At 69.4% G+C, this 19,181-nt stretch carries 15 protein-coding genes, 4 tRNA genes and 2 pseudogenes; 10 read left to right on the top strand and 11 right to left on the bottom strand.

Features of this window, described 5'->3' with window-relative positions:
* Positions 1-76 precede the first annotated feature (76 nt).
* Positions 77-1,294 (top strand): hypothetical protein, encoded by a 1,218-nt coding sequence (locus ACFY3C_RS26235; protein ID WP_390772461.1) that lies wholly within the window; start codon positions 77-79, stop codon positions 1,292-1,294.
* Positions 1,295-1,298: 4 nt separating this feature from the next.
* Here ACFY3C_RS26235 and ACFY3C_RS26230 read toward each other — a convergent pair whose 3' ends face one another.
* Positions 1,299-2,762, bottom strand: a complete 1,464-nt coding sequence (locus ACFY3C_RS26230) for an MFS transporter (RefSeq protein ID WP_390772460.1) — start codon at positions 2,760-2,762, stop codon at positions 1,299-1,301.
* Between the two features lie 96 nt (positions 2,763-2,858).
* Between ACFY3C_RS26230 and ACFY3C_RS26225 the strand changes: the two genes are divergently transcribed.
* From ACFY3C_RS26225 to purM, 6 genes and pseudogenes are all read left to right on the top strand, one after another.
* A complete protein-coding gene (locus tag ACFY3C_RS26225; protein WP_386580400.1) occupies positions 2,859-3,497 on the top strand; it encodes a TetR/AcrR family transcriptional regulator in 639 nt (212 codons plus the stop codon).
* 95 nt (positions 3,498-3,592) lie between these two features.
* Positions 3,593-3,838, top strand: a pseudogene (locus tag ACFY3C_RS26220) (DUF4429 domain-containing protein); the annotation flags it as partial.
* A 126-nt stretch (positions 3,839-3,964) separates the two neighbouring features.
* Positions 3,965-4,762 carry a sterol carrier family protein gene (locus ACFY3C_RS26215; RefSeq protein WP_390772459.1) on the top strand — a complete coding sequence of 266 codons (798 nt, stop codon included), beginning with the start codon at positions 3,965-3,967 and terminating at the stop codon, positions 4,760-4,762.
* Between the two features lie 56 nt (positions 4,763-4,818).
* Positions 4,819-5,238 carry an META domain-containing protein gene (locus ACFY3C_RS26210; protein WP_390772458.1) on the top strand — a complete coding sequence of 140 codons (420 nt, stop codon included), beginning with the start codon at positions 4,819-4,821 and terminating at the stop codon, positions 5,236-5,238.
* A 201-nt stretch (positions 5,239-5,439) separates the two neighbouring features.
* On the top strand, positions 5,440-6,969 hold the full coding sequence (gene purF / locus ACFY3C_RS26205) for an amidophosphoribosyltransferase (RefSeq protein WP_386580405.1): 1,530 nt from the start codon (positions 5,440-5,442) through the stop codon (positions 6,967-6,969).
* 34 nt (positions 6,970-7,003) lie between these two features.
* Positions 7,004-8,071 (top strand): phosphoribosylformylglycinamidine cyclo-ligase, encoded by a 1,068-nt coding sequence (gene purM / locus ACFY3C_RS26200; RefSeq protein ID WP_386580407.1) that lies wholly within the window; start codon positions 7,004-7,006, stop codon positions 8,069-8,071.
* A gap of 66 nt (positions 8,072-8,137) precedes the next feature.
* Here the strand turns inward: purM and ACFY3C_RS26195 are convergent, their stop codons facing one another.
* On the bottom strand, positions 8,138-8,389 hold the full coding sequence (locus ACFY3C_RS26195) for a DUF3073 domain-containing protein (protein WP_386580408.1): 252 nt from the start codon (positions 8,387-8,389) through the stop codon (positions 8,138-8,140).
* A gap of 306 nt (positions 8,390-8,695) precedes the next feature.
* Positions 8,696-9,790, bottom strand: a complete 1,095-nt coding sequence (locus ACFY3C_RS26190; protein ID WP_390772457.1) for a Leu/Phe/Val dehydrogenase — start codon at positions 9,788-9,790, stop codon at positions 8,696-8,698.
* Positions 9,791-9,990: 200 nt separating this feature from the next.
* Here ACFY3C_RS26190 and ACFY3C_RS26185 point away from each other — a divergent pair, with 200 nt between their 5' ends.
* Positions 9,991-10,833: a hypothetical protein gene (locus ACFY3C_RS26185; RefSeq protein ID WP_386580412.1), complete on the top strand. Its 843-nt coding sequence runs from the start codon at positions 9,991-9,993 to the stop codon at positions 10,831-10,833.
* A gap of 518 nt (positions 10,834-11,351) precedes the next feature.
* A complete protein-coding gene (gene bldC / locus ACFY3C_RS26180) occupies positions 11,352-11,558 on the top strand; it encodes a developmental transcriptional regulator BldC (RefSeq protein ID WP_003949541.1) in 207 nt (68 codons plus the stop codon).
* 461 nt (positions 11,559-12,019) lie between these two features.
* Here bldC and ACFY3C_RS26175 read toward each other — a convergent pair whose 3' ends face one another.
* From ACFY3C_RS26175 to ACFY3C_RS26155, 5 genes are all read right to left on the bottom strand, one after another.
* Entirely contained in the window at positions 12,020-12,214 is a 195-nt protein-coding gene (locus ACFY3C_RS26175; RefSeq protein WP_386580414.1) for a DUF6274 family protein, read from the bottom strand.
* Between the two features lie 274 nt (positions 12,215-12,488).
* A tRNA-Asp gene (locus ACFY3C_RS26170) sits at positions 12,489-12,563 on the bottom strand.
* A 96-nt stretch (positions 12,564-12,659) separates the two neighbouring features.
* Positions 12,660-16,628, bottom strand: coding sequence for an ATP-dependent RNA helicase HrpA (gene hrpA / locus ACFY3C_RS26165; RefSeq protein ID WP_390772456.1), 3,969 nt, complete (start codon positions 16,626-16,628; stop codon positions 12,660-12,662).
* A 93-nt stretch (positions 16,629-16,721) separates the two neighbouring features.
* Positions 16,722-17,663 (bottom strand): TolB family protein, encoded by a 942-nt coding sequence (locus ACFY3C_RS26160; RefSeq protein ID WP_390772455.1) that lies wholly within the window; start codon positions 17,661-17,663, stop codon positions 16,722-16,724.
* 92 nt (positions 17,664-17,755) lie between these two features.
* Positions 17,756-18,064: a hypothetical protein gene (locus tag ACFY3C_RS26155; protein ID WP_390772454.1), complete on the bottom strand. Its 309-nt coding sequence runs from the start codon at positions 18,062-18,064 to the stop codon at positions 17,756-17,758.
* Between the two features lie 248 nt (positions 18,065-18,312).
* Here ACFY3C_RS26155 and ACFY3C_RS26150 point away from each other — a divergent pair.
* Positions 18,313-18,780, top strand: a pseudogene (locus tag ACFY3C_RS26150) (RNA-guided endonuclease TnpB family protein); the annotation flags it as partial.
* Between the two features lie 115 nt (positions 18,781-18,895).
* Here the strand turns inward: ACFY3C_RS26150 and ACFY3C_RS26145 are convergent.
* The 3 genes from ACFY3C_RS26145 to ACFY3C_RS26135 all read right to left on the bottom strand — a co-directional run bounded on the left by ACFY3C_RS26145 (position 18,896) and on the right by ACFY3C_RS26135 (position 19,178).
* Positions 18,896-18,969 (bottom strand) — tRNA-Phe (locus tag ACFY3C_RS26145).
* Between the two features lie 25 nt (positions 18,970-18,994).
* Positions 18,995-19,069: transfer RNA gene (locus ACFY3C_RS26140), tRNA-Asp, on the bottom strand.
* Positions 19,070-19,105: 36 nt separating this feature from the next.
* Positions 19,106-19,178: transfer RNA gene (locus ACFY3C_RS26135), tRNA-Glu, on the bottom strand.
* Positions 19,179-19,181: the final 3 nt, after the last annotated feature.

The raw sequence follows: 19,181 nt of genomic DNA, 5'->3' as shown, positions 1-19,181 counted from the left end.
GCCGTTTCCGCGGTCGCGGTGGCTGACGCCGGACCGGGGCAGTCGTAGGCGGAACGTCGTCAACCAACTTGTCGCGATGACCGGTGTCTTCGGGATTCTGGCGGGCGGCTGGGGGTTGTGGCTGGAGACGAGGGACCAGCTCGACCGGGCCGAGAGCCGAGAGCGGATCACCGACGCCTGTGAGGGGCTGGTCGACCCCGACCAGGTGCTCGGGCTCAACGGTGGGACCGTTCGGGCGAGGGCCGGCAGTGACGAGGAAGACTCGATGTACGACCTCGACTCACCGAACGCGCTGATCTCGACGCCGACGGACTGCGTGATCTATCGGGTCGGGGAGCCGGGCACCACGTACGACCACTTCCTGCTCTCGGTCTGGGTGAACCCGAACGACCGCCAGGCACAGCTCGTCAGTGGCTGGGACGATCCGTTCCAGACATGGGAGAGGCATGCCGACGGCGACATCACGCGTGAGGCGGAAGCAACGGTTCCGCACCCGCTCGGCGACGGGCGGCTCGGTGTGTACTACGACAACGCCGCCGTCGTGAAGGCCAAGTGCACCAACAAGCTGGGCAAGACGACCTCCGTCAACACCATGACCGTGGCCAAGTACTTCGAGGGGGACCCGGTCACGGACACCGACCGCAGAACCCTCGCCGAGCTGGCCCGCACCGCCGCCGGGCGGGCGGCGAAGAAGCTGGGCTGCGAGGCCACGCTGCCCGCGGTCCCGGCCGATCTGCCCACCCCGAGCAAGCGGCTGGTGAACGCGGAGTCGGCCGGCGGGACCTGCGGCTGGTACGCCGACTACGTGGCGGCCGAGGGCCGGGGGCGCTTCCCCGACCGTGCCCTGGCCGCCCCCGCCGCCCATGCGCAGGAGGAGAGCTGCCTGCTCGGGATGAGCGGCAGGGAGGTGCGCAGGCTGTGGCCCTCTCTCGGCAAGGACGAGGTCGGCAGCGACAGCCTGGACGACGTCCTGCGCGTGGCCCCCTTCTGGTTGCGGACCGAGTCCTACTTCGGTGACGAGGCGGGCGAGGTCAAGACGGATCACTTCGGCAGGGACCAGAGGGAGCTCCCCCCTGGCACGACAGGCAGCGACGGCGCCGCGAACGTGTGGTGGGCATCCTCCACCTGCGACGGCGAGCCGGCCGTCCACACCCTGAGCAGCGACTACCCGTACGACCGCGTCGTCGAGAAGCGGCTCGGAGCCCTCTTCAAGGCCTACGTCACCGACGTCGCCGCCCGCCGCCACTGCACCCATCTGAAGTTCCCCTCCGCCGCCACCTTCGTCGAGGACTGACCCCTCACGCCGCCGCCACCTCTCGGACCGGCTCCGCCCGAGCCGGTCCGGACTTCGGCAGGCGCAGGCCCAGCAGGAGGCACAGCACCATCACTGCGGCCCCGCACAGGAACACCGAGTCCATCGCGGAGACGTACGCGGCCACTCCCTGGGCGTGTGCGGCTCCCCGCAGCGCCGCGAGCGAGCCGATGTCGCCGGGGCCGTCGTACAGGCGGTTGAGGAGGGTGCCGAAGAGGGCGGCGCCGAGGGCCGTGCCGAGGGTCTGGAAGAAGCGGATCGCGGTGGTGGCCACGCCGAGCTGGTGGTGGGGCGCCGCGGCCTGCACCAGCTGGATCAGCTGGCCGAGCAGCTGGCCGAAGCCGATGCCGACGAGCAGCAGGGCGGCGCGCAGCTGCCACAGCGAGGTGTTCGTGCCGGTGGTGGCGAGGAGCAGGAAGGCGGCCGCGGTGACGACGGACCCGCTGATCACGAAGGTCCGTTCGGACCAGCCGCGTTCGGTGAGCCGGCCGGTGACGACGCCCACCGCCATGATCCCGGCCGCCATCGGGATGAGGAACAGCCCGGCGGAGGAGCTGGCGATGCCACGGGCGACCTGGAGGTAGACCAGGACGTAGTACATCGCGCCGGTCATGGCGATGCCCATCAGCCCCTGGATCGCGAAGCCCAGGCGCAGCTCGGGGACACGGAAGAGCGAGGGCGGCAGGATCGGTTCGGCGGCGGTGGACTGGCGGTGCAGGAAGAGGGCGAGCGCGGCTGCCGAGGCCAGGCACAGGGCAAGGATCTGCGGCGAGGTCCAGGCGTACTGCTTGCCGCCCCACTCGGTGATCAGCAGCAGCGCGGTGGAGAACGCGGCGGCGAGGGCCGCGCCGGGGAAGTCGATGGCGCGGCTGTGCGTGTCGCGCGGCAGCCTGAGGACCACGACCGCGGTGGCGAGGGCCGCGATGCCGAGCGGCAGGTTGAGGTAGAAGGCCCAGCGCCAGCTCGCGTGGTCGGCGAGGAACCCGCCGAGCCAGGGGCCGACGGCCATGCCGCCGCCGGCGACGATCCCGCCGGTGCCCGCGCCCTTGTTCTTCGTCTCGCCGGGCCCCTTCAGCTGCGCGATCACCACCATCGTGACGCTCATCAGCCCGCCCGCCCCGACGCCCTGCACGGCCCGGGAGGCGATCAGCCAGCCGATCGAGGGGGTCGCGCCGCACAGCGCCGAGCCGGTCAGGAAGGCGCCCAGGGCGCCGAGGAAGACCCGCTTGGCGCCGAGCACGTCGCACAGCCGGCCGTACAGGGGCAGCATCGCGGCCGACGCCAGCGAGAAGGCGCTGACCAGCCACGGGATCTTGTCGATGCCGTGCTCCGGGTCGAGGTCCCGGACGATCGGCACGGTCGCCGCGGACACGATCTGCATGTCCAGGACGGCGAGAACGATCGTGACGAGGCAGACGAGGAAGCCGATCTTGCGCTGGGTTTCGGTCATGGGCATCACCATGCCCGGTGTTCATGGACCGAGTCAATGTTTCGGCTCGGATGAGATTTAATCCGGGCATAAATTTCATCGCGGTAAGGTGTCCGCATGGCTGAGGCGATGGGGCTGCGCGAGCGCAAGAAGCTGCAGACGGGGATGCGGATCTACCGGGTCGCGATCGGCCTGTTCGCCGAGCGGGGCTTCGACCACGTCTCCGTGCAGGAGATCGCCGACGCCGCCGAGGTCTCCAAGATGACCGTCTTCAACTACTTCGGCACCAAGGAGGACCTGGTCTTCCGGCCGATGGAGGAGCACTTCGGCGACGCGGCCCGGGCCGTGCGCGAGCGGCAGCCGGGCGAGTCCGCCGCGGCCGCCGTACGCCGGCAGTTCCTGGAGATGGTGGAGAGCCGCGACCCCTCGATCGGGCTGACCCCAGACCCGCTCGCCCGCCAAGTGCGCGAACTCGTGCGGGAGACCCCGGTGCTGATGGAACGCGCCTTTGTCGCCGCGCAGAAGGGCACCCGGGAGCTGGCCGCCCTGCTGGCCGCCGAGACCGGCGACCTGATGCAGGCCACGATCGCGGCCGCCACCCTCAGCGCCGCCCGCAACGCCCTGATCGAGGAGCACCACCGCCGGATCGGCGAGGGCGAGAGCGCCGACCAGGTCGCCGCCGACGCCGCCGAACGCGCCCGCGTCGCCTTCGCCCTGGTCGAGAACGGCCTGAAGGACTACGGGGTGAAGCAGTAGCCGGCTCGCGCGGAGAAGCGCCCTGGGGCTTGTGCGGCGGAGTGACCTGGTGGGGTCTGTGCGGCGGGGCGGCCTGAGGCCTGCGCGGGCGGCTGCGGCTGAGGCTGCGGCTGCGCGACGGCGCCGACCCGCTGCTGCACGCCACCGGCGGCCGGCTCACCGAGTCGCACGACCCCTATCAGCTGACCGTGGAGTCCGACCGGTACGGCGTCGCCGAGTACTTTGCAGACGAGGTCCGAGGCGTCCTGCTGCTGGAGGGGGTTTCACCGGACCCGGTCGACGGTTACCTGCTGCCGGGGCCGTCCGTGCCGCTGTCCGCCTCGGCCGGGGACGGCACGGCAGGACGGGTCCGGTGCCTGCGCGGGCGGAACGGCCTGAGGATTGCGCGGGCGGGATGGACTGAGGCCTGTGCGGCGGAGGCGATAACCGGCTGAAGCAGTGCCCCCCGCAGGCATAGGGTCGCTGTCATGCCACCGGCCAAGAAGCGCGCCCGCAGTTACGACCCCGCCAAGACCCGCGCCGCGGTTCTGGCCCAGCTCGGCAACGTGCGGGTGGCCGTACGTGACCTCACGTCCGAGCAGTTGGCCCTGCCCACCCGGCTCGGCGAATGGACCGTACGAGAGCTGGTCACGCACATCGGTATGGCCGTCACGGCCGTGCACCGGGCCCTGGACCTGCCGGCCCCGCCGAAGCAGGACGTCCAGGTGGTCGAGTGGGCTTTCGGCACCGCCGCCAACTCCGCCGCGATCGCCGACTTCACCCGGAACCTCGCCGCCGAGCACCCTGACCTAGACGCCTACCTCGCCGACGTCGACCAGAGCCTGCGCGCCCTGCTCGACGCACACTCCGGCAACCGGCTCCTGCAGACCAGTGCCGGTGCGCTGCCGCTGGACGACTACCTGGTCACCCGGACCGTCGAGCTCGTCGTCCACACCGACGACCTCAACGCCGCCGTCCCCGGCCTGGAGGTGCCGTACGACCGCCAGGCCCTGGCCGCCGCCACCCGGCTCCTCGCCGACGCCCTCGCCGTGAAGGCACCCGGCGGCTCCACCGAGGTGCGCGTGCCGCCGTACGCCGTCGTGCAGTGCGTCGAGGGGCCCCGGCACACCCGTGGCACCCCGCCCAACGTCGTGGAGACCGACCCGCTGACCTGGATCCGGCTCGCCACCGGCCGCCTGGCCTGGACGGACGCCGTCGAGGAGGCCGAGGTCAGCGCGAGCGGGGAGCGCGCGGACATCGGAGACCTGCTGCCGATCATGTCGTGACGGAACCGGCGGCCCGGACGAGCCGTCGAATCCGTATGAACCGGTACAAACGGCGTATGACCCTGACGGCGGCCGCCGTGCTCGTCCCGCTCACGCTGGCCTGCGCCAGCGGCCCGCCCGGCGTACGGCAGCCCGTGACCGGCGTCGACTGGCGGGTGGACAGCCTCACTGCCGACGGCACCGCCCGGCAGGCGCCCACCACGGCCCACATTCGGATCGGGGCGGACGGCCTGGCGGCCGGCAACCTGGGCTGCAACCAGTTCAGCGCCCGGGCCACCGTGCGCGGCGACCGGATCACGATCGGGGACGTCCGCGCCACCAAGATGGCCTGCGCCCCGGAGCGGATGGACTTCGAGCGCGCCTTCGCCCGCACCCTCACCACCGGCACGCTCACCGCCCGGACCGATGACGGGAAGCTGACGCTCACGGACGGCGACGGCGACGTCGTCCACCTCAGCCGCGGCGCACCAGAATGATGTGCGACACCTCACTCATGCATACGGCGAACAGGCCCCCGGCCGCCGCCCACAGGGCCGCAGATGGCCGCTCAGCCCGCCCCGGCGCCCTTCTGACCTGCGAAAACGAAGAAACCGCCAAGGTGATCGGCAAGCCCTGACCCGTTAACGCCGTGTATCCCCAATTCGGACCAGTGGTCGACCTCGCCTACACTCGGTGCCGTGCCACGTGGTGACGGTCGACTCAATCACGATCTGCTTCCCGGCGAAAAGGGCCCCCAGGACGCTTGCGGCGTCTTCGGTGTCTGGGCTCCGGGTGAAGAGGTCGCAAAGCTCACGTACTTCGGGCTCTACGCCCTCCAGCACCGGGGTCAGGAATCCGCGGGAATCGCGGTCAGCAACGGCTCCCAGATCCTCGTCTTCAAGGACATGGGCCTGGTGTCCCAGGTCTTCGACGAGACCTCTCTCGGTTCGCTCCAAGGTCATATCGCGGTCGGACACGCCCGCTACTCGACCACCGGTGCCTCCGTGTGGGAGAACGCCCAGCCGACGTTCCGTGCCACCGCGCACGGCTCGATCGCGCTCGGCCACAACGGCAACCTGGTCAACACGGCGCAGCTCGCCGAGATGGTCGCCGAACTCCCGAACGACAACAACAGCCGTTCCACCCGGGTCGCGGCCACCAACGACACCGACCTGCTGACGGCCCTGCTGGCCGCCCAGGTCGACGAGGACGGCAAGCCGCTGACCATCGAGGAGGCCGCCCACACGGTCCTCCCGAAGGTGCGAGGCGCCTTCTCCCTCGTCTTCATGGACGAGCACACCCTCTACGCCGCCCGTGACCCGCAGGGCATCCGCCCGCTGGTCCTCGGCCGGCTGGAGCGCGGCTGGGTCGTCGCCTCCGAGAGCGCCGCCCTGGACATCTGCGGTGCCAGCTTCGTGCGGGAGATCGAGCCGGGCGAGTTCGTCGCCATCGACGAGAACGGCCTGCGCACCTCCCGCTTCGCGGAAGCGAAGCCCAAGGGCTGTGTCTTCGAGTACGTGTACCTGGCCCGCCCGGACACCGACATCGCCGGCCGGAACGTGTATCTCTCCCGGGTCGAGATGGGCCGTCGCCTGGCCAAGGAGGCCCCGGTCGAGGCCGACCTGGTCATAGCGACCCCGGAGTCCGGTACCCCGGCCGCCATCGGCTACGCGGAGGCCTCCGGCATCCCCTTCGGCGCCGGTCTGGTCAAGAACGCCTACGTGGGCCGCACCTTCATCCAGCCCTCGCAGACCATCCGCCAGCTGGGTATCCGCCTGAAGCTGAACCCGCTGAAGGAAGTCATCAAGGGCAAGCGCCTGGTCGTCGTCGACGACTCGATCGTGCGTGGCAACACCCAGCGGGCCCTGGTCCGCATGCTGCGCGAGGCGGGCGCCGCCGAGGTCCACATCCGGATCTCCTCGCCGCCCGTGAAGTGGCCCTGCTTCTTCGGCATCGACTTCGCCACCCGCGCCGAGCTGATCGCCAACGGCATGACCATCGAGGAGATCGGCACCTCGCTCGGCGCCGACTCCCTGGCGTACATCTCCATCGACGGCATGATCGAGGCGACCACCATCGCCAAGCCGAACCTGTGCCGCGCCTGCTTCGACGGCGAGTACCCGATGGAGCTGCCGGACCCGGAGCTGCTCGGCAAGCAGCTGCTGGAGACCGAGCTGGCCGCAGGTCCGGCCGCCACGGCCGCGGCCGACGCGATCCGTCGCCCGTAAGCCCCCGTAGGACGACACGAAAGTTCTCAAGGTCATGTCAGAGACCACTGGTGCCAGCTACGCGAGCGCAGGCGTCGACATCGAGGCGGGCGACCGCGCCGTAGAGCTGATGAAGGAGTGGGTGAAGAAGACCCAGCGCCCCGAGGTCCTGGGCGGCCTCGGCGGCTTCGCCGGGCTCTTCGACGCCTCCGCCCTCAAGCGCTACGAGCGCCCGCTGCTCGCCTCCGCCACGGACGGCGTCGGGACGAAGGTCGACGTCGCGCGCCGCATGGGCGTCTACGACACCATCGGCCACGACCTGGTCGCCATGGTCATGGACGACATCGTGGTGTGCGGTGCCGAGCCGCTGTTCATGACCGACTACATCTGTGTCGGCAAGGTCCACCCCGAGCGGGTCGCCGCGATCGTCAAGGGCATCGCGGAGGGCTGTGTGTTGGCCGGCTGCGCCCTGGTGGGCGGTGAGACGGCCGAGCACCCCGGTCTGCTGGGCGAGGACGACTTCGACGTCGCCGGCGCCGGTACGGGCGTCGTGGAGGCCGACCGGCTGCTGGGCGCGGATCGTATCCGTACGGGTGACACCGTGATCGCCATGGCGTCCTCCGGGCTTCACTCGAACGGGTACTCCCTGGTCCGTCACGTCCTGCTGGACCACGCGGGCCTGGCCCTGGAGTCCGAGATCGCGGAGCTGGGCCGCTCGCTCGGCGAGGAGCTGCTGGAGCCCACCAAGATCTACTCCCTGGACTGCCTGGCGCTGACCCGCACCACCGAGGTGCACGCGTTCAGCCACATCACCGGCGGTGGTCTCGCGGCCAACCTGGCCCGGGTCATCCCGGACGAGCTGCACGCCACCGTCGACCGGGCCACCTGGACCCCGGGCGCGATCTTCGACCTGGTCGGCAGGACCGGGAACGTCGAGCGCCTGGAGCTGGAGAAGACCCTGAACATGGGCGTCGGCATGATGGCGATCGTGCCGGAGGCGTCCACGGACGTGGCCCTCGCGACACTGGCCGACCGCGGGGTCGACGCATGGGTCGCGGGCGAGATCACCGACCGGGGCGACAAGGAGAGCGGCGCGGAGCTGGTCGGGGACTACGCCAGCTGAGCTTGCGGGTAGCACAGAACCCGGTCGGTGGCTGTGCCACCGACCGGGTGAGTGCTCAATGCAAGGTCAAGCGCCGCGACGGTGTTGTGAGGGACCTTCGTCCTCGTCCTCGTCGTCGTCCTCATAGAGGTCGGCGTACCGAGAGTAAAGATCGTCCTCGTCGTTCTCATCGTCCTCGAACGGCTCGCTGTTCGGCGGCTGGCTCGAATTCGATGCGCCCAGTTCACTGGCCAGACGTGACAGGTCAGTCCCACCGCTGTTGTACTTCAGCTGGCGGGCGACCTTTGTCTGCTTGGCCTTGGCCCGGCCGCGCCCCATGGCTCGACCCCCTCGATGACGGGGCTTGACGGCCCCAGAGTCTGACACGCGTTCATGATCCGGAACGGACCCTCCGCAGAGAGGCCGGTCCGTAGGGCTTCCACGGTACCTGAGCCCGCGCCCATACGGTACGTCGCCCGCAGCACGCGCGTGTGCCCAGGACCCTCGAGGCGCCCCGTCCTCGCTGGTCAGTGGCGATTTTAACCACTTATCGGGGTACGACCCGCCGGTGGAAGTGAGAGTTCTCTCGAAGTTCCCGCCGGCGGGTACCGCTCATGTGTGCGACCGGACACCCGATCGCGGCTTTCAGTGTGCCGCGCGGGCCTCGGCCATGCGCTGCTCGGCGATCCGGTCGGCCGCGGCGGCCGGCGGAATCCCGTCCTCCTTCGCACGTGCGAAGATGGCCAGCGTGGTGTCGAAGATCTTCGCCGCCTTCGCCTTGCACCGCTCGAAGTCGAACCCGTGCAGCTCGTCGGCCACCTGGATCACGCCACCGGCGTTCACCACGTAGTCCGGCGCGTAGAGGATCCCGCGGTCGGCGAGGTCCTTCTCCACGCCCGGGTGGGCGAGCTGGTTGTTGGCGGCACCGCAGACCACCTGGGCGGTCAGCACCGGCACGGTGTCGTCGTTCAGGGCGCCGCCCAGGGCGCAGGGGGCGTAGATGTCGAGGCCCTCGACGCGGATGAGCGCGTCGGTGTCCGCGACCACCTGCACGGTCGGGTGCTGGTCGGAGATCCGCCCGACGGCCTCCCGCCGTACGTCCGTGATGACGACCTCGGCGCCCTCGTCGAGCAGGTGCCGGACCAGGTGGTGGCCCACCTTGCCGACGCCCGCGATACCGACCTTGCGGCCGCGCAGCGACGGGTCGCCCCACAGGTGCTGGGCGGAGGCGCGCATGCCCTGGTAGACGCCGAAGGCGGTGAGCACCGAGGAGTCGCCGGCGCCGCCGTTCTCGGGCGAGCGGCCGGTGGTCCAGCGGCACTCGCGGGCCACGACGTCCATGTCGGCGACGTACGTGCCGACGTCGCACGCGGTGACGTAGCGCCCGCCGAGGGAGGCGACCATGCGGCCGTAGGCGAGCAGCAGTTCCTCGGTCTTGTCGCGCTCCGGGTCGCCGATGATCACGGCCTTGCCGCCGCCGTGGTCCAGGCCGGCCATGGCGTTCTTGTAGGACATCCCGCGCGCGAGGTTGAGAGCGTCGGCGACGGCCTCGGTCTCGGTTGCGTAGGGGTAGAAGCGCGTTCCGCCGAGGGCCGGGCCCAGGGCGGTGGAGTGGATGGCGATCACGGCCTTGAGACCGCTGGCGCGGTCCTGGCAGAGCACGACCTGCTCATGGCCGCCCTGGTCCGAGTGGAACAGGGTGTGCAGGACATCAGCAGATGCGCCGGTTACGTCGGTCACTGTGGTGACTCCTGTGTAAATAGCGGCGGGTGGGGCTCAGCTCCCGTGCGGGTGGCGGGTGCTGTGGCATGAGCGTAGAGCCTGTGCCCACCAGCCATCCTCGCAGTGTTCAGGATCACTCTGCCGTGCCTTTGGCGCACGCATGACCGTGGGACGATTTGCAGTGGTTTCGAGCCGGGTCCTATGGGGAGGGAGCAGGCGTGCCCAAGGTGTCCTCCGTGGTCGTCCCGTATGCCGCGTACCTGCGCGTCTACGAGCCGCTGGCCGCCTTCCCGGAGCCGGAGCGCACCCACTGGGCGCGCTACGCCCGGCGCCCCGACCGTCCCTCCTACCAGGACGAACTGCGCCGCTCGCTCGCCGATTTGCTGCCCACCCCGCCGATTCCGGTGCCGGTCCACGAGAGCAGCGACGCCTTCGTGCTGGACGTCGACGGAGTCGTCTGCGTCTGTCCCTGGCGGACCCGGCTGCGCGGCTGGCAGGCCCTGGGCGAGCTGGCCGATGAGCTGCCCGCTTCGGTGCTGGACGCGGTGCTGCCGCCGCTGGTGCGCCACCAGGCCGCCCAGGACTACGAGCGCTGGCTCGCCCGCAACCCGGACGCCCGCCCCTGGATCCGCACGGCGACCTGGCAGGTCCCGCTGAACTGGTTCGTGCTGGTCTCCGACGAGGAGCGCCGGTACGAGAAGGGGTCCGGCGAGGTGCCGCCGATGCTGCGCTACCGCACCCCGATGGTGCAGGCCAGACGCCGGGTGGCGCGGGCGCTGCGCACGCTGAGGGACACCATCGAGGAGGGGCCGCTGATCGACGGCCTGGTGGACGTCGGCCGCTGGCTGGAGGAGTTCCACCCGCGCTCGCTGGTGGAGCTGGACTACGGCGGCCTGGTGCACGCGGTGCCGGCCGGCGAGCTGGAGGGCGACCACTCGGCGGCGGACGTCGCCGACGGCATCGAGGCGCTGCGCCGGGGTGACGGGATGGCCGCTGGGGAGGCCTACGGGCGGCTGGTGGAGCGGTGGCGGGCGGTACGTGACCGGCGTTCCGCGAACTGAGTGACGTACGTCACGGTCAAAACAGCCCTGAACGACGTACGGTCTACCGCACTTGACCACCTGACGGGATGTTGATCCCGATCCGGGCTTTTGTCCCAAGGGTGATGGACGGCACTTACACGGCTCTTGCGCCGCTTGCCGCCCCTCATGCCAAAATAGGACAAGGAGTCCGGGGAAGGCTCCGTCCGCCCAACTATGCTCCACTGTGGGCGGAATCCCAGCATTGCACGCTTTGGGGGGTCTGGTGCCTCCTGATCGCCCTGTGACTGATCGTCACAGTGGCGTGACTGTCCGCTATGGCATGGTCCATCGGCTTCCGCGGCTGATGAACACCTGGGAGGGCAATTCCATCGGTTTGGCCGACGTGGCTGGACAGATGGTGTAGTTGTAGTGCCGAGGACAAGCCGTTCGTCCTATAACCGACTCGGCCCGCGTCCGCCATTTCGGGCAACGCGGGTCAAGGTGCAGAATTTAGAGGAAAGAACCGAGAAGGTTCGGTTCTCCCGAGGAGGCCGCTCATGACCGCTCGCACCCCTGATGCCGAGCCGCTGCTGACCCCGGCTGAGGTCGCCACGATGTTCCGCGTGGACCCGAAGACGGTCACGCGGTGGGCGAAGGCCGGCAAGCTCACTTCGATCCGTACGCTCGGCGGGCACCGCCGCTACCGCGAGGCCGAGGTCCGCGCTCTGCTCGCGGGCATCCCGCAGCAGCGCAGCGAGGCCTGAACAACTGAATAACCGGGCAAACCGGCTGGTCCCCCAACTGACCGAGGTGCCCGGAACCCTAGCTCCAAGCGACGCGGGACCTGCCCCAACAGGGCCCACGCCCAAGCCGAAGAGAACGTTGTAGGCAGCGACACAGGGTGCGTCGTAGATCGCGCTGGACTCCGCCGGGTCCAGCGCGATCTTTTTTGTGCGCTGGTTGTGGGGGTGCCGAGGTCGCTGTGAGCGGCCTTGTCGGAGTCTGGGGAGGGCTGTCGGTACTTCTGTGCACGACCCCCGAGTCGGGTGCAATTGCACATATTAAATTGAACAGTTGTAGGAGGGGGGTAAGTTCCGCCGTTTCAAAAAGTAATGCGGTGACTCCCGTCACACGCCAGGGAGCTTGTTGCCTCTGGCACGGGTGCGGTAGTGGAACCACCTCTTCCAGGGTGCCACGTCCAGGCGGGTGTTGGGCCCGGCGCCGGTCACGCGCTTCGGGGACTTTCGCCCCCCAGGACCTCTTCGCTCGCGTCTTCGGGTCGGGGGCCGGTGTCCATCGCCAGCCGCAGCAGGTGATGGCAGATCGGGCAGTGGCGGGTGAGGTGCCGCCGGTAGGACGAGGCGGCCGACAGATGCGCCCTGAGCAGCGCCCGCGTCTCGTGCCTGGCCGATGCCGTCATACGCCACCTCCAGGGGCCGCACAGGGGGGGCGGGCCCTGGTTTCTGGGTACCGGCGGAATGTGACGTCGTCAATCCCCCAGGGGGCAGGCCGAGCACAAGAAGAAGGCCCCCGTCCGGATCGGATGAGGGCCTTCTTGCTGCGGTCCTGACGGGATTTGCTGCATCGATTGCGGCTCCGCCGCGGGCGCGGCCTCCACCTTGACAGGGTGGCGGCTGAGCGGCTGGCGGCAAAGGAAGAGCCCCCACCCGACGGGATGGGGGCTCTTCCTGCTGCGGTCCTGACGGGATTTGAACCCGCGGCCTCCACCTTGACAGGGTGGCGAGCACTCCAAACTGCTCCACAGGACCAGGTTTCGCTGCGCTCGGCTTGCTGCCTTGCGCTGCGAGAAGGACTGTACAGGAGGGTGAGGGCCCTGGTCGAACTCACCCTCTGTACGCTTGCGGTTACGGTACGGCCGCGTCGATCGCCTTCACGATCCGCTTGTCGGAGATCGGGTACGCCGTGCCCAGCGCGTGGGCGAAGTAGCTGACCCGTAGCTCCTCGAGCATCCAGCGGATGTCCAGGACCTGCTGCGGTACCGGCCGGCCCTGCGGGAGCTGTTCCAGCAGCCAGGCGTACTCGTCCTGCATCTCGTGGACCTTCTCCATGCGCGTGGTGTCCCGCTGGACACCCGTCGGCATCTGCTGCAGGCGCCGGTCCGCGGCCACCAGGTAGCGCATGAGGTCGGGCAGGCGGCGTATCCCCGCCCAGGTCACGAAACCGGGCTTCACAAGGGCGTCCAGCTGCTTGCGGACGTCCGTCAGGTTCGCCAGCAGGACGGGGCTGCGTACGCCCTTCAGACGGCGCTCACAGGCCTGCCAGGCGGCGAGGACCTGCTGCACCTGGGCGACCGTACGGACCGTCGTGTCGACGATCTCCGCCCGCACCTTGTCGTACAGCTTCCGGTACGACTCCTCGTCCCACGCCGGCCCGCCGAAGTCCGCGATCAGCTTGTCGGCCGCGGCCATCGCGCAGTCGTCGAAGAGGGCCTGGATCGAGCCGTGCGGGTTGGCGGAGAGCGCCAGCTTCTGGGCGTTCGTCAGGCGGTCGCTCGCGAATTTGGCCGGGTTCACCGGGATGTTGCGCAGGATGAGGCGGCGGGTGCCCTTCCACATGGCCTCCGCCTGCTCGGCCTCCGTGTCGAAGAGGCGGACCGAGACCGTGTCGCCGTCGTCCACCAGCGCCGGGTACGCCTTCACCGGCTGCCCGGCCCGGCGGGTCTCGAAGACCCGGGTGAGCGTGCCGATCGTCCAGTCGGTGAGGCCCGCCCGCTCCAGGGACTCCCCGCCCTCGCGGGAGGCGGTCGCGGCCGCCGCCTGGGACAGGGCCTTGCGCGCCTTCGGCTTCAGCCGGAGCTTCAGCGCCTCCAGGTCCTTGTCCTCGGCGAGCCCCCGCCGCCGCTCGTCCACGATCCTGAAGGTGATCTTCAGATGGTCGGGGACCTTCGCCCAGTCGAAGTCGTCCGCCTCGAAGGGGACGCCGACCATGCGCTTCAGCTCGCGGGCCATGGTGACCGTCAGGGTCTCCTGCAGCGGCACCGCACGCTCCAGGAACGCCTTCGCGTAGTTCGGCGCGGGCACGTAGTTGCGGCGGATCGGCTTGGGGAGAGTGCGGATCAGCTCCGTCACCACTTCCTCGCGCAGGCCGGGGATCTGCCAGTCGAAGCCCTCGTCCGTGACCTGGTTGAGGACCTGCAGCGGGATGTGGACGGTCACACCGTCCGCGTCCGCGCCCGGCTCGAACTGGTAGGTCACCCGGAACTTGAGCTGCCCCTGCCGCCAGCTGTCCGGATAGTCGGCCTTGGTGACCGCCTCCGCCGACTCCCGGATGAGCATCTCCCGCTCGAAGTCCAGAAAATCGGGCTGCTCGTGCCGCTTGTGCTTCCACCAGGAGTCGAAGTGGGCGCCGGAGACGACGTGTTCGGGCACCCGCTGGTCGTAGAAGTCGAACAGCGTCTCGTCGTCCACGACGATGTCCCGGCGCCGCGCCCGGTGCTCCAGCTCCTCGACCTCGCTGAGGAGTTTGCGGTTGTCGGCGAAGAACTTGTGGTGTGTGCGCCAGTCGCCCTCGACGAGCGCGTTGCGGATGAACAGCTGACGGGAGACCTCGGGGTCGACCCGGCCGTAGTTCACCTTCCGCTGGGCGACGATCGGGACGCCGTACAGCGTGACCTTCTCGTACGCCATCACGGCCGCCTGGTCCTTCTCCCAGTGCGGCTCGCTGTACGTGCGCTTCAGGAGGTGGCCGGCGAGCGGCTCGACCCACTCCGGCTCGATCTTCGCGTTGACCCTGGCCCACAGGCGGGACGTCTCCACCAGCTCGGCGGACATCACGAAGCGGGGCTGCTTCCGGAACAGAGCCGAGCCCGGGAAGATCGCGAACTTGGCGTTGCGGGCGCCCAGGTACTCGTTCTTGTTGCCGTCCTTCACATCCTTCATCCCGATGTGGGAGAGGAGGCCGGCGAGGAGGGAGACATGCACGCGGTCGGCGGGGGCATCGTCCTCATTGATGTGGATGCCCATCTGCTTGGCGACCGTGCGCAGCTGGGTGTAGATGTCCTGCCATTCGCGAATGCGCAGGAAGTTCAGGTACTCCTGCTTGCACATCCGGCGGAAGGACGACGAGCCGCGCTCCTTCTGCTGCTCGCGGACGTACCGCCACAGGTTCAGATAGGCGAGGAAGTCGCTGGTCTCGTCCTTGAAGCGGGCGTGCTGCTGGTCGGCCTGGGCCTGCTTCTCGGCCGGGCGCTCGCGCGGGTCCTGGATGGACAGCGCGGCCGCTATGACCATGACCTCGCGGACACAGCCGTTCTTGTCGGCCTCCAGGACCATCCGGGCGAGGCGCGGGTCGACGGGCAGCTGGGCGAGCTTGCGGCCGTTGTCGGTGAGCCGCTTGCGCGGGTCCTTCTGGGCCGGGTCCAGCGCGCCCAGCTCCTGCAGCAGCTGCACGCCGTCGCGGATGTTGCGGTGGTCCGGCGGGTCGATGAAGGGGAACTTCTCGATGTCGCCGAGCCCGGCCGCGGTCATCTGGAGGATGACGGAGGCGAGGTTCGTGCGGAGGATCTCGGCGTCCGTGAACTCCGGGCGGGCGAGGAAGTCGTCCTCGGCGTAGAGCCGGATGCAGACGCCGTCGGAGGTACGGCCGCAGCGGCCCTTGCGCTGGTTGGCGCTGGCCTGGGAGATCGGCTCGATGGGCAGCCGCTGGACCTTGGTGCGGTGGCTGTACCGGCTGATCCGGGCGAAGCCGGGGTCGATGACGTACTTGATGCCGGGGACGGTGAGGGAGGTCTCGGCGACGTTGGTCGCCAGAACGATCCTGCGCCCCGTGTGCGGCTGGAAGACGCGGTGCTGCTCGGCGTGGGAGAGGCGGGCGTAGAGCGGCAGGATCTCGGTGCCCTGCCAATTAGCGCCTCCGGCGCGGGGGTACTGCTTCTTCGTCAGCGCGTCCGCCGTGTCCCGGATCTCCCGCTCACCGGAGAGGAACACGAGGATGTCGCCCTTCCCCTCCGCCATCAGCTCCTCGACGGCGTCGGTGATCGCGGTGATCTGGTCCCGGTCGGCGTCCTCGGAGTCCTCTTCGAGGAGCGGCCGGTACCGGACCTCGACCGGATAGGTACGGCCGCTGACCTCGATGATCGGGGCGTCGCCGAAGTGCCGGGAGAAGCGCTCCGGGTCGATGGTCGCCGAGGTGATGACGACCTTGAGATCCGGCCGCTTGGGCAGCAGCTGCGCGAGATACCCGAGCAGGAAGTCGATGTTCAGGGACCGCTCGTGCGCCTCGTCGATGATGATCGTGTCGTAGGCGCGCAGCTCGCGGTCGGTCTGGATCTCGGCGAGCAGGATGCCGTCCGTCATCAGCTTGACGAAGGTGGCGTCCGGGTTCACCTGATCGGTGAAGCGGACCTTCCAGCCGACGGCCTCGCCGAGGGGGGTCCGCAGCTCCTCCGCCACCCGCTCGGCGACGGTGCGGGCAGCGATACGGCGGGGCTGGGTGTGCCCGATCATGCCGCGGACACCGCGGCCCAGCTCCATACAGATCTTGGGGATCTGCGTGGTCTTACCGGACCCGGTCTCGCCGGCGACGATGACGACCTGGTGATCGCGGATGGCCTCGGCGATCTGGTCCTTCCGCTGGCTGACGGGGAGCTGCTCGGGGTACGTGACGGCGGGCACGCGGGAGCGCCGCTCGTCCATCCGGGCCTCGGCCTTGGCGATCTCGGCCTCGATCTCGGCGAGGACGGTGGCGCGGGCCTCCGGCTTACGGATCTTGCGCGCGCCCTCGAGCCGCCGGCCGAGGCGGTGCGCTTCGCGCAGCGACAGCTCGGTCAGGCGGGGGGCGAGGGCGCCGAGGGCGGGGGCTGGGTGCGTAGACATACGCGGTCCAGGATCGCACCTCGGGGAAATTCGTGGCGAACACTTTTGGGCAGGCGACCGCCGACCGGGGGCGGCCGCCCTCACCTGGAGTCCTTACTCGTTGGGGAGCCAGTCGGTGAAGGTCACGGGTCGGTCCGTGAGCTTGCGGAGGTTCCCGCCGTCGACGGCGTCGACGATGTACGTGGCGCTCGCGCCGGCGGCCTGCTCGAAGCCGTTGAAGGCGATCCCGCTGCCGTCGGGGGAATAGACCGGGGCGCGGAGGTTGGACAGGGCGATGGCCCAGTTGTTCTGCAGATCGGTCGTGGCGCCGGTGGCCACGTCGACGGTGTGCAGGCCGTTCTCGGCGGCATAGACGAGGCGGCTGCCGTCGGGGGACCAGTCGGCGGGCGTGTCCCCCACGTTGTGGCTGGAGGTGACCTGGCGCTCCTCGCGGGTGACCGTGTCGAGGACGTAGACGTCGGTGCCGACATCCCAGCCGTCATCGGTCTCGTAGTACTCGCTCCTCAGGAAGGCGATGCTCCGGCCGTCGGGCGAGAAGGTGCCGCGGCTGCCGTACGGGGTGAGAACCTCGCTCCCGGTGCCGTCGGCGTTGATCCAGCCCAGGCCGGACCCCGTTTCGTAGACGATCCGCTGTCCGTCGGGAGACCAGTCGGGGTGCCCGGCGTACGGAACGGGCCCGGACCCGGTGCCGGGGACCAGGACGTGCGGGTCGCTGCCGTCAGCGCCCGCGACGACCAGATCGCGGCCGTACGCGCAGCCCTCGGTCTGCGGTATGCAGGTGTCCTGCCGGTGGACGTACGCCACCTGGGAGCCGTCGGGCGAGAGCACGCCGTCCTCCGCGCCCTGGGCGAGGGTGGCGGTGACGGATCCGCTGACGGGGTTGAGGGTGACCAGGGCGGGGGAGCCGGCCGAATAGTCGGTGCCGGTGAGCAGGCCCGGCCCCCGCGTCCCCTCCGCCGCCGCGGTCCCCGCTGCCAGCGGCAGACTCGTCGCGAGCGCCAACGTGACGGTCAACGCGGCCTGTCTGAAGCGCACTTGAGCCCCTTCCATCGGTTCGGGACCGGCGACCCGGCCCCCGGAAGGAGGAGCGCGCGAAGATCAAGAAACGTCACAGCGAGCGCACAGCGTCAGCCCTGCAACGCCCCCGAGCTGCCGGAATCGCCGCCGCGCCGCACACCATCCCCGAGGGCGATGGACTTGGCGGTGTTGGAGACCGCCTTGATACCGAGATACGCCGTGGTCATGCTGCTCACGGCCGTGAACGCGGCGGTCAGCACACCGACGATCACCGCCTTGTCCCCGTCGAGCCGCCACACCCCGAAGATCGCGACCCCGGCTATCGCCAGATTGCTGATGACCACCGCGAGCAGCCCGTATCGGGCCCGGTCCTTCTCCAGCTCGGTGTCCCGGATGGCTCTGGCCTCGTCCCGACTCATCGTCCCCGCCCCCCAAAATCCCCGCCAACCAGCCAGAACGTAGCGCCGCGCAGAGTCCGTGCCAAGCCGACCAGGCAACAAAGAAAAATCTGAAAAATCACTCTTCGTGATGAAGCATCGACGTTCACCTGAGCGAACCGACGAACGAGCCCAGATTCCGTGTTCGTGAAGATCGTGGTGCGCGTCAAGCTGCTGCCGACCCAGGAACAGGCCTCGGCGCCCAGGCCGCCCAGCCCTACGACGACCGCATGCTCTCCTGGCACCGCAGGGCTTCATCGGCGTCGACCTGGGCATCGCCAACATCGCCACCACCTCCACGACACCGACACAGCGGCCGAAAGCTGAACCGCACCCGGGAAAACGACCGAAACCTACGCACCCGACTGCAGCAGAAAGGCACACGATCCGCGAAGCGGCGGGCCAAGCGACACGCGGGCAAAGAGGCACGACGCACCCGCGACATCAATCACAAGATCAGCAACCACATCGTGGCGGAGGCTCAACGCACCGGCCGCGGAATCGCTCTGGAAGACCTGAGCGGCATCCGCGAACGGGCACGGCTGAAAAAGCCCCAACGCGTCACGATCAACTCCTGGGCCTTCGGCCAGCTCGGCGCCTTCATCGAGTACAAGGCACCCAGGGCCGGGGTGCCGGTAGTGCACGTCAGCCCGGCGTACACCAGCCAGGAGTGCTCCCACTGCCACCACATCGACAAACGGAACCGGCCCAACCAGGCCGAGTTCACCTGCAGGAACTGCGGACGCTCGTACCACGAGTGTGACCCACAAGACATACAACAAGGCCCCGATCCGAAGATCGGGGCCTTAGTTGTGGCTGGGGCCGGGGTCGAACCGGCGACCTATCGCTTTTCAGGCGATCGCTCGTACCAACTGAGCTACCCAGCCGTCAAGGCCTTTTACAAGGCCTTTGCGGTCCTGACGGGATTTGAACCCGCGGCCTCCACCTTGACAGGGTGGCGAGCACTCCAAACTGCTCCACAGGACCAAGCTTGCGTGCAACAGTGTCGCACACGATCTTGCGTGCCCCCAACGGGATTCGAACCCGTGCTACCGCCTTGAAAGGGCGGCGTCCTAGGCCGCTAGACGATGAGGGCTAT

Source organism: Streptomyces sp. NPDC001410 (assembly GCF_042895235.1).
In the GTDB taxonomy this organism is placed as follows: Bacteria; Actinomycetota; Actinomycetes; order Streptomycetales; family Streptomycetaceae; genus Streptomyces.
The sequence above is the reverse complement of the archived record's forward strand: the minus strand, read 5'-3'. Positions and strand labels throughout refer to the sequence as shown.

Excerpts from the sequence above, each read along its gene's own strand:
- ACFY3C_RS26215 (WP_390772459.1), top strand. The coding sequence starts at position 3,965 with ATGCCACCGGCCAAGAAGCGCGCCCGCAGTTACGACCCCGCCAAGACC.
- ACFY3C_RS26230 (WP_390772460.1), bottom strand. The coding sequence starts at position 2,762 with ATGACCGAAACCCAGCGCAAGATCGGCTTCCTCGTCTGCCTCGTCACG.
- ACFY3C_RS26155 (WP_390772454.1), bottom strand. The coding sequence starts at position 18,064 with ATGAGTCGGGACGAGGCCAGAGCCATCCGGGACACCGAGCTGGAGAAG.
- bldC (WP_003949541.1), top strand. The coding sequence starts at position 11,352 with ATGACCGCTCGCACCCCTGATGCCGAGCCGCTGCTGACCCCGGCTGAG.
- ACFY3C_RS26210 (WP_390772458.1), top strand. The coding sequence starts at position 4,819 with ATGACCCTGACGGCGGCCGCCGTGCTCGTCCCGCTCACGCTGGCCTGC.
- ACFY3C_RS26225 (WP_386580400.1), top strand. The coding sequence starts at position 2,859 with ATGGCTGAGGCGATGGGGCTGCGCGAGCGCAAGAAGCTGCAGACGGGG.
- hrpA (WP_390772456.1), bottom strand. The coding sequence starts at position 16,628 with ATGTCTACGCACCCAGCCCCCGCCCTCGGCGCCCTCGCCCCCCGCCTG.
- ACFY3C_RS26175 (WP_386580414.1), bottom strand. The coding sequence starts at position 12,214 with ATGACGGCATCGGCCAGGCACGAGACGCGGGCGCTGCTCAGGGCGCAT.
- ACFY3C_RS26195 (WP_386580408.1), bottom strand. The coding sequence starts at position 8,389 with ATGGGGCGCGGCCGGGCCAAGGCCAAGCAGACAAAGGTCGCCCGCCAG.
- purM (WP_386580407.1), top strand. The coding sequence starts at position 7,004 with ATGTCAGAGACCACTGGTGCCAGCTACGCGAGCGCAGGCGTCGACATC.
- ACFY3C_RS26235 (WP_390772461.1), top strand. The coding sequence starts at position 77 with ATGACCGGTGTCTTCGGGATTCTGGCGGGCGGCTGGGGGTTGTGGCTG.